Annotated in this window: 11 protein-coding genes; 6 read left to right on the plus strand and 5 right to left on the minus strand. The window is 67.7% G+C overall.

What is annotated here, in order from left to right; translation table 11 throughout:
• The coding region (locus ACTHL9_RS18170; RefSeq protein ID WP_440520670.1) for an MFS transporter at positions 1-952 on the minus strand (952 nt) is incomplete at its 3' end.
• Positions 953-1129: 177 nt separating this feature from the next.
• On the opposite strand from ACTHL9_RS18170, the gene ACTHL9_RS18175 reads away from it, so the two are divergent.
• From ACTHL9_RS18175 to ACTHL9_RS18195, 5 genes are all read left to right on the plus strand, one after another.
• Positions 1130-1930, plus strand: coding sequence for an IclR family transcriptional regulator (locus ACTHL9_RS18175; protein ID WP_440520671.1), 801 nt, complete (start codon positions 1130-1132; stop codon positions 1928-1930).
• 120 nt (positions 1931-2050) lie between these two features.
• On the plus strand, positions 2051-2620 hold the full coding sequence (locus tag ACTHL9_RS18180; protein WP_440520672.1) for a hypothetical protein: 570 nt from the start codon (positions 2051-2053) through the stop codon (positions 2618-2620).
• A gap of 94 nt (positions 2621-2714) precedes the next feature.
• Positions 2715-3308, plus strand: coding sequence for a molybdopterin-dependent oxidoreductase (locus ACTHL9_RS18185; protein WP_440520673.1), 594 nt, complete (start codon positions 2715-2717; stop codon positions 3306-3308).
• A 5-nt stretch (positions 3309-3313) separates the two neighbouring features.
• Positions 3314-4033, plus strand: coding sequence for a ferredoxin reductase (locus ACTHL9_RS18190; protein WP_440520680.1), 720 nt, complete (start codon positions 3314-3316; stop codon positions 4031-4033).
• Positions 4030-4290: a DUF6510 family protein gene (locus ACTHL9_RS18195; protein WP_440520674.1), complete on the plus strand. Its 261-nt coding sequence runs from the start codon at positions 4030-4032 to the stop codon at positions 4288-4290. The genes ACTHL9_RS18190 and ACTHL9_RS18195 overlap by 4 nt, the downstream gene beginning before the upstream one ends.
• Here the strand turns inward: ACTHL9_RS18195 and ACTHL9_RS18200 are convergent.
• Both ACTHL9_RS18200 and ACTHL9_RS18205 read right to left on the minus strand, forming a co-directional pair.
• Positions 4287-4883 carry a TetR/AcrR family transcriptional regulator gene (locus ACTHL9_RS18200; protein WP_440520675.1) on the minus strand — a complete coding sequence of 199 codons (597 nt, stop codon included), beginning with the start codon at positions 4881-4883 and terminating at the stop codon, positions 4287-4289. The two genes, ACTHL9_RS18195 and ACTHL9_RS18200, sit on opposite strands and share 4 nt — an antisense overlap.
• Before the next feature lie 73 nt (positions 4884-4956).
• On the minus strand, positions 4957-5568 hold the full coding sequence (locus ACTHL9_RS18205) for a Rho termination factor N-terminal domain-containing protein (RefSeq protein ID WP_440520676.1): 612 nt from the start codon (positions 5566-5568) through the stop codon (positions 4957-4959).
• A 124-nt stretch (positions 5569-5692) separates the two neighbouring features.
• Here ACTHL9_RS18205 and ACTHL9_RS18210 point away from each other — a divergent pair, with 124 nt between their 5' ends.
• Positions 5693-6370, plus strand: a complete 678-nt coding sequence (locus tag ACTHL9_RS18210) for an HAD family hydrolase (RefSeq protein ID WP_440520677.1) — start codon at positions 5693-5695, stop codon at positions 6368-6370.
• On the opposite strand, the gene ACTHL9_RS18215 is transcribed toward ACTHL9_RS18210, so the two are convergent.
• Both ACTHL9_RS18215 and ACTHL9_RS18220 read right to left on the minus strand, forming a co-directional pair.
• Positions 6367-7224 (minus strand): serine/threonine-protein kinase, encoded by an 858-nt coding sequence (locus ACTHL9_RS18215; RefSeq protein ID WP_440520678.1) that lies wholly within the window; start codon positions 7222-7224, stop codon positions 6367-6369. The two genes, ACTHL9_RS18210 and ACTHL9_RS18215, sit on opposite strands and share 4 nt — an antisense overlap.
• 9 nt (positions 7225-7233) lie before the next feature.
• On the minus strand, positions 7234-7836 hold a 603-nt coding region (locus tag ACTHL9_RS18220), incomplete at its 5' end, for a molybdopterin dinucleotide binding domain-containing protein (RefSeq protein WP_440520679.1).

The following is a 7836-nucleotide window of genomic DNA, read 5'->3' on the forward strand; positions in this document are numbered from 1 at the left end:
CGGCGGTCCCCACGATGCCGATGCCGTAGACCAGCCTGCGGCCGAATCGGTCGGAGAGCCGGCCGAACAGCGGGATACTGACGAGTCCGAGGGCCGCGGCGATGAGGGTGTCTACGAGGATGGCATCACTGCTGAACTTGAGCTGGTTGGTGGCGTAGGTGATGACGAAGGTGATGAAGAGGTAGAACGGCGCCTGTTCTGCGGTCCGAAGCAGGGCAGAGAGGATGATCTCCTGCGGCTGGCGTCGAAGGGCCTCGATGAGCGGCGTGCGGATCACCTTGCGGGTCTTGCGGACCGCCTCGAACTCCGGGCTCTCCACGACCCGCAGTCGGACGAACAGGCCGACGGCGATCAGGACGAAGCTCAGCAGGAACGGGATGCGCCATCCGTACGTGAAGAAGTCCGCTCCGGTCAGGCCCGTGGTGAGGCGCACCAGGCCGGTGGAGAGCACGAGGCCGAGCGGGACGCCGAGCTGAGGCCAGCTCGCCGCAAGGCCGCGGCGCTGTTGATGTCCCCACTCCATGGCGATCAGCACCGAGCCGCCCCATTCGCCGCCGACACCGATGCCCTGGACCACGCGGAGCGCGGTGAGGAGGAGCGGAGCCCAGACACCGATCGCCTGATAGGTCGGCAGGACGCCGATGAGCACCGTGCCGATGGCCATCAGGAAGAGGGTGGCCATGAGGGTCGCCTTGCGGCCAATGCGGTCCCCGAAGTGGCCGAAGATCGCCGCTCCGATAGGCCGGGCCACGAAGCCGATGAACTGGGTTCCGAAGGCGGCGATGATCCCGTTGAAGGAGCCCTCGCCTCCCGGGAAGAACAGCTGCGGGAACACGAGAGCCGCCGCTGTTCCGTAGAGGAAGAAGTCGTACCACTCGATCGTCGTGCCGACGACGCTCGCGAAGGTCGCGCGCCGGGCCGCTTGCTCCCGGGTTATTGCCTGAACGCTCATCATTCCTCCATTGGCCTGATGCCGTGAGTCCGGTTGAGGTCTTATCCCATATCGTGGGTTGTCATCCCATGCTGCGGGTTTAGGGACGCCCCTGTCAATGGATCGCAGCCGCCCGGAGTGGCGCCGGTAACATGAGGCGGTGGTAGAGGATTTCGCGGAAGAACGGGGCCCGAAGGGATGGCGAAAGAGCCAGCAGTCAGCGAGCAGGGCGGCCCATCCGGCTCGACGCCGCTTCTCGTACTGCACAAGGTCACGCAGATTCTTGAGTGCTTTTCCGTAGAGAATCCCGAGCCGACACTGCAGCAGATCGTCCGCGGGACGGGGCTTCCCTCAAGCACGTGCCAGCGACTGGTTCAGAACATGGTCCGCGAGGGGTTCTTGGATCGCGACGGCGACCGCTACCGGATCGGCATGCGCTTCGTGCAGTGGTCGACCCCCGGAACCATTGGCCTTGACATCGTGCGCACCGTGCGGCCCATTCTCCAGCGGCTGCGCGACGAGACTGGCGAGACCGCATGCCTCTACATGCGGGATGGTGCACACCGCACCGTGGTGGCCGTCGCCGAAACGCGGCACGTGGTGATGCGGCCCTTCCACGTGGGCCAGGTGATGCCGCTTCATGCTGGCGCCCCCGGGAAGATCTTCCTCGCCTTCGACCCCGAAGCCCGTGAAGCCCTGAGGGACGCCGAACTGACGAGATACACGCCCAAGACGCCCCAGACATGGCAGGATCTCGACCAGCAGCTGGAGCAGGCGCGCACCCAGGGATTCTTCGCGGCCTTCGGAGAGCGCAACAGCGACGTCGGCTCGATCAGCGCTCCCGTCTTCGACTACACCGGGGACCTCGCTGGGGTCCTCGGCGTCGGCTTCCCGACCCAGCGCATCGGGCCCGACGACGTCGATCGGCTGGGTCCCGCCGTCGCCCGCGCCGCCGGCGAGGCGAGCCAGGCGATGGGGTACTCCGGCTCCACAAGGTGAGGGATGGCGGCGCAGAAGCCACGCCCACCCTGCGGAGGTGACGGCGCAACTCAATGGGTCAAGCGCGAGTCACACGATGTGACAAGCGTTACCACCCGACGGGCACGTATGATGCGCGGCGTGGACATCACTCCGCCGCACAGCTCGGCCCTCCGCGAGTCCGGCCTCGACGCCGCGTGGCTCGCCCAGCGCATCGAGGAGAACCCGATCCTCCTCGGCATCACCACGGGAATGCCCGTCTTCGAACGTGCCATCCCCGACCACGGCGGCGATGGCCTGGCCGTCCTCCTCTTCGACCCGACCGACGGGGTGCGGCACATCGTCGATGTGCAGCTTGGCGAAGCCGACGAGGACCAGGTCATCCGCGCGCTCGACTTCTGGGCCACGGAGCGCCACAGGATGCCGAGCGACCACCGCGTGGCGGTCGTGGCCGAGCACATCCCGGGGCGCGTCGCGCGCGCTGCGGCCCTGGCCCGCACCATCGCGCCGATCGACACCATCGAGCTGCGGACCGAGCGGATGGGCAGCATCGTCGCCCTCCACGGCGAACCGATCGACACCCCGAGCGCCACTGACCCCAGGGCCGAGATCGCCTTCGCGCTCCGGCTCCGCGACTTCCTGGCGCGGCTCGATGAGGCGGACCCGCTCCGAGGGCGGATCGTCGGCCCACCCCCGGCCACCCTCGGGTAGGACTACGCCTCCTGCCCTCTGGCTCCTCCGGCCGTCTCGGCGTAGGGTCCGTGCTACATCCCAGCGAGTGCCACGTCCCCAGCGAGGAGCAGCTATGGGCATCGTGTCTTCCGGCTTCATGGGCCGCAGGAAGAGAGAGGTTCCCGGGCTGCCTCCGGGACAGTATGTGACGGAGGGCTTCCCTGTACTCTCGGCGGGCCCGACACCCAAGATCGACCGGGACGAGTGGGTCTTCACCTTCACCTCGGACAACGGGAACAGCCGCCATTGGAACTGGAACGGCTTCATGTCCCTCCCCCAGGAGGACATCGACGTCGACCTGCACTGCGTCACGAGCTGGTCGAAGCTCGGGACTCACTGGCGCGGCGTCCCGGTGGATGCGCTGTTCAAGCACGTCGAGACCGAGGCCGAATTCGCGCTGTTCCATTGCTACGGGGGCTACACCACGAATTTGCCCCTGAGGGATGTCCTGGGCGGCAAGGCCTGGATCGCCCACCAGTTCGACGGCGAGGACCTCGCGCCCGAGCACGGCGGGCCCGCACGCCTCCTCGTGCCACATCTGTACCTCTGGAAGAGCGCCAAATGGGTCCAGGGGATTGAGCTGATCCCGGAGGACCGACCGGGGTTCTGGGAGAGCCGGGGCTACCACCTGCACGGGGACCCCTGGCGCGAAGAACGGTACGGGTGAGCGGCATGTGGAGGGTCGCCGAGGTGGTGGGAGTCCACGAAGAGACGACGACGGCGCGCACCATCCGCCTGCGCCTCCCCGAGCCGGTGCGCTTCCTCGCCGGCCAGCATGTTGACGTCCGGCTCACCGCGCCTGATGGGTACCAAGCCGTCCGGTCCTATTCGGTGGCCGGCGTGACGCCGCCCGACGGCTTGGAGATCACCGTCGACGAACTCCCGGACGGCGAGGTATCCCCCTACCTGGTCCGCGACCTCGCGGTCGGCGACCAGCTGGAAGTCCGGGGCCCGGTCGGGGGTTGGTTCGTGTGGCGCCCCGAGGAGACCTCACCGGTTCAGCTGGTCGGCGGCGGGTCCGGCGTGGTGCCCCTCATGGCGATGGTGCGCGCCCACGCGATGGCCGGGCATCCCGCGCCATTCCGCCTGCTGTACTCGGTCAAGGCCCCCGAATCGGTCTTCTTCCGCAGCGAGCTCGAGACGCTTGCGCGGGATGACACGTTCGACGTGACGTACGTGTACACGCGGCGCGCACCCGACGGCGAGCCGGTGGGAAGGCTCGATGCCGCAACCCTCGCGGCAAACGTCCTCAACAGCGGGACAGATCCGGCCGTGTACGTCTGCGGAGCGACGGGCTTTGTTGAAGCTGTCTCCGGCTGGCTCGTGGACTTGGGGCACTCCCCCGATCGGATCAGAACCGAGCGCTACGGCGGCCTCGGAGGTGCATCATGAGCGACTACCTCGACGGCAACGCCCTCGCCGGACCTCTGTCCGAGGTCTTCTCCATCGACATCACGGCCGCCTTGGGCACGTGCGGAGGCTGTGGCGCGGTGAGGGCCCTGGCCCAGGCTCACCTGTACGTGGACGCTCCCGCCAAGATCCTCCGCTGCCCCTCGTGCGGCGGGGTCCTCCTGCGGCTCGACGAGCGCGCCGGACGCCTCATCCTCGACCTCAGCGGCTTCGCCCACCTCACGATTCAGGTCGGCTAGTCTTCCGAGCCCCGGTATCGCTCGACGAGCATGGAGGCCATCTCCCGGGCTCGCTCTGCGGCCCTCAGGTCGCCTTCCGCCGCGGCCACGATGGCGCCCTTGATCAGGATGTGGCACGACCATGCGAAATCGTCGACGTCCCGCAGTCCGGCCCTGCGAGCCAGCTCGGCCAGTTGGTCCCGCGTCTTCCCGAGGTACTCGATGCTCGCCCGCCCGAGAGGGTGATCTGGCCCCATTTCGAGCATGACGTGCAGGAACGACGTGACCTCGACCGCCCCCTGGCGGAACCACTCGTCGAACACATCGAAGATCACCAGGAGCGCTCTCTCGCCCTGGGTGCCGTGGCGGGCCACGGCCGCCTCGATCGCGCTGCTGCGGTCGTCGTACCACCGCGCGAGGTAGGCCATGGCTACGTCGTCCTTGGACTTGAAGTACTTGTAGAACGTTGCCTTGGCCACCCCGGACCGGGCGATGAGCTCATCGACCCCGGCGTCCCTGATCCCGCGCTCCCCGAACAGCTTGTACGAGGCCGCGAGAATTCGGTCCCGCGCATCACCGGGCGAGGGGGCCGACGCCAAATCCGTGGCAGTCATGGCGTCATGCTAGACGCCCCGATCGGTTTGGGAAATGGCGGAGTGGGAAAGAACCCCTGCTGGGCATCCTCTGTTAGGCATCCTCCCTGTCGGGATTCTCCAACTGGAAGAAATTGGACTGCGTCCCGTCGCTGCGCTGCTCCTGATAGATGAAGTTCAGGCGCCGGTCATCAAAGGACGTGAACCATTCTTCCCAGCTCACCTGCTGGAGCCGATCGCTGTCGCCTCCGAAGTCGATCCTGAGGACCCCCAGACGGTTACCGTGCTCAGTATCGGGGACGGTTGCGGGCACTCCGTTGCGCGCCTCGGCCCACTGCTTGATGACCTCATGGTTCGTAGTCACCAGGCTGCGGCCCTCGCGTTCCGGCTCGTCCTCCGGAGAGGTGATCTCCTGGGAGTACTTGAGGGAGTCGGAGCTGCCGCTGCCCTTGCGGATGCGTCCGCCGTCCGGTCCCGCGCCGACGTCGCCGACGTCTCCCGCGGAGCCCTCGCCGTCGTCAGCCGTCCCGGAGCCGCCGCGCGCCTCGAGAATCGCGTCGACCAACTCCTCCTTGCGCAGATCGGAGGTGCTGCCCACGCCGGCGGACTTCGCCACGTCGCGCAGCTCGTCCACTTTCATGTCGCGCAGTTCGCTCTCGTTGAGGTCCGGGGTCTTCGGAGTCTGGTTTCCCGGCTTGTCTGCCATGACATACTCCTTTTCGCGAATGGGCTTGGCCACTCGTGCATTACCCCGGACGGCCCGCGCAATCACTTCAGGGCAATCCACTTCAGGGCAACCGGCTTCGCGGAGGGTGCTAGACTCCGGTGACATGAATTCGCGCATCCCAGGAGTGCTCTTCGACGTCGACGGTACGCTCATCGATTCCAATTACTTCCACGCGCTCTCGTGGTGGCACGCGTTCCGCCAATTCGACCACACGGTCCCGATGTCGGCGATTCACCGCGCGGTCGGCATGGGCGGCGAAAAGCTCGTGGCCCACCTCCTCGGCGACGACCGCGACAGGGACCAGGATGCGGAGCTCAAGGCTTCGCACGGCGCCATCTTCTCCACGTGCTGGCCTTCGCTCATAGCGTTCGACGGCGCACGCGACCTAGTGCGGGCCTGCGCGGACCGCGGGCTGACGGCTGTGCTGGCGTCCTCCGCCAAGGAGCGCGAACTTCAGGTCCTGCGCACGGCGCTCGACGCCGACGACGCCATCGCCGCCGCGACCAGCTCCTCCGACGCGAACGAGAGCAAGCCGGCGCCGGACATTCTCCTTGCCGCCCTCAAGGCGGGCGGCCTCCAAGCGGAGGACGTCGTGTTCGTGGGTGACTCCGTCTGGGACGTCTACGCTTCCGCCAAGCTCGGCATTCCGACCATCGCGGTAACGTGCGGGGGCACCAGCGAGGCCGAGCTGCGCGACGCAGGTGCCGTAGAGGTCTACGCGGACCCGCGTGCGCTGCTGAACGCGCTCCCTGAGAGCGCTCTGGGGAAGCTCTCGGCCTAGACCGCGGCCACGCTCACCTCGGCCACGACCTCGAGCGCCATCATGCGCTGAAGCGAGACAGCGGCCGCAGCTGCCGCGGGCCTATCGGCCGGGTCCATCGCGGTCATGCCCGAGATGAGCTCGCGCCACCCGGCCCCGATTCCCTCGGGGATTGGCGGGGCCTGGGTGAGGCGTTGGACCGCGCTCTCGAGCGGCGGCCCCGGGAAGGCGAGTTCGCCGGTCAGGCACTGTAGGAGGACCAGGCCGAGCGAGTACACGTCGCTCTCCGGCCCAACAGGCTCCCCGCGCACCTGCTCGGGGCTCAGATAAGCCGGAGTCCCAGACACCGCGTCCTCGAGGGTGAGCGCAGACTCCGCCATCCGGGCGATGCCGAAATCGGTGAGCTTCGCGCGCGTCCTCGTGGCCCCGTCGTCGAACAGCAGGATGTTGGCCGGCTTGATGTCCCGATGCACCACGCCCTTGCGGTGAATGTACTCGAGGGCCTGGGTGACGTCGTGCCCCACCTGAACGGTGCGGGAGTGCGTCAGGGGCCCGGTCATGAGCCGGTTGCGCAGATCGGGCCCCTCGACGAGCTCCATCACAAGGTAGATGCACGGCGTCCCGAGCGGGCTGCGCTCGGTGCCCGCGTCCAGAAGCGTGACGAGGGCGTAGTGGTTGAGCCGGGCGAGCAGCTTGACCTCGGCGTCGCTGCGCCGGAGTTCAGCGTCGTTGGTCGCCGCCGACTGGATGACTTTGACGGCGACTTCCCGTTCAAGCAGTTCATCGAGGGCCCGGTAGACGACGGCCATCGAGCCCAGGCCGATCTTCTCCAGAAGCCGGTACCTGCCGCCCAGACAGCCGAGGTGAGGGGTCACCCCCGCCTACTACCCTTTCGGAACCCCAGCGAAACTGAGAGGCTGCTTCCCTCCTGCCGCGCCGTCGCCGTGCTTTTCGAATCTGATGGTGACGGCCTTGTAGCCGGGGGTGTTGGATTCGCGGGCGACGAGGTCCTTGTGGACCAGGACGTTGGCCTCGGGGTAGTAGGCGGCGGCGCAGCCCCTCGCGGTGGGGTACGCGACGAGGCGGAAGGCCTGGGCGCGGCGCTCGTCGCCGTTGAACACGGAGACGACGTCCACCAGGTCCCGGTCCGCGAAGCCGAGCTCGGCGAGGTCCTCCGGGTTCACCAGCACCACGCGGCGGGCGTTGCTGATGCCGCGGTAGCGGTCGTCGAGGCCGTAGATGGTGGTGTTGTACTGGTCGTGGGAGCGCATGGTCTGCAGGATCAGGTGCCCGGCCGGGGCGGTGAGGTACTCCAGCGGGGAGACCGTGAAGCGGGCCTTGCCGATGGCGGTGGCGAACGTGCGGGTGTCCCTGGGCGGGGAGGGCAGCACGAAGCCGTTCCTGCCCCTCACGCGGGCGTTGTAGTCCTCGAAGCCGGGGATGACGCGGGAGATGTGGTCCCGGATCACGTCGTAGTCCTCGGCCAT

Source organism: Sinomonas sp., from assembly GCF_051955515.1.
Taxonomy (GTDB): Bacteria; Actinomycetota; Actinomycetes; order Actinomycetales; family Micrococcaceae; genus Sinomonas.

Excerpts from the sequence above, each read along its gene's own strand:
- ACTHL9_RS18200 (WP_440520675.1), bottom strand. The coding sequence starts at position 4,883 with ATGACTGCCACGGATTTGGCGTCGGCCCCCTCGCCCGGTGATGCGCGG.
- ACTHL9_RS18195 (WP_440520674.1), top strand. The coding sequence starts at position 4,030 with ATGAGCGACTACCTCGACGGCAACGCCCTCGCCGGACCTCTGTCCGAG.
- ACTHL9_RS18205 (WP_440520676.1), bottom strand. The coding sequence starts at position 5,568 with ATGGCAGACAAGCCGGGAAACCAGACTCCGAAGACCCCGGACCTCAAC.
- ACTHL9_RS18175 (WP_440520671.1), top strand. The coding sequence starts at position 1,130 with ATGGCGAAAGAGCCAGCAGTCAGCGAGCAGGGCGGCCCATCCGGCTCG.
- ACTHL9_RS18185 (WP_440520673.1), top strand. The coding sequence starts at position 2,715 with ATGGGCATCGTGTCTTCCGGCTTCATGGGCCGCAGGAAGAGAGAGGTT.
- ACTHL9_RS18190 (WP_440520680.1), top strand. The coding sequence starts at position 3,314 with ATGTGGAGGGTCGCCGAGGTGGTGGGAGTCCACGAAGAGACGACGACG.
- ACTHL9_RS18210 (WP_440520677.1), top strand. The coding sequence starts at position 5,693 with ATGAATTCGCGCATCCCAGGAGTGCTCTTCGACGTCGACGGTACGCTC.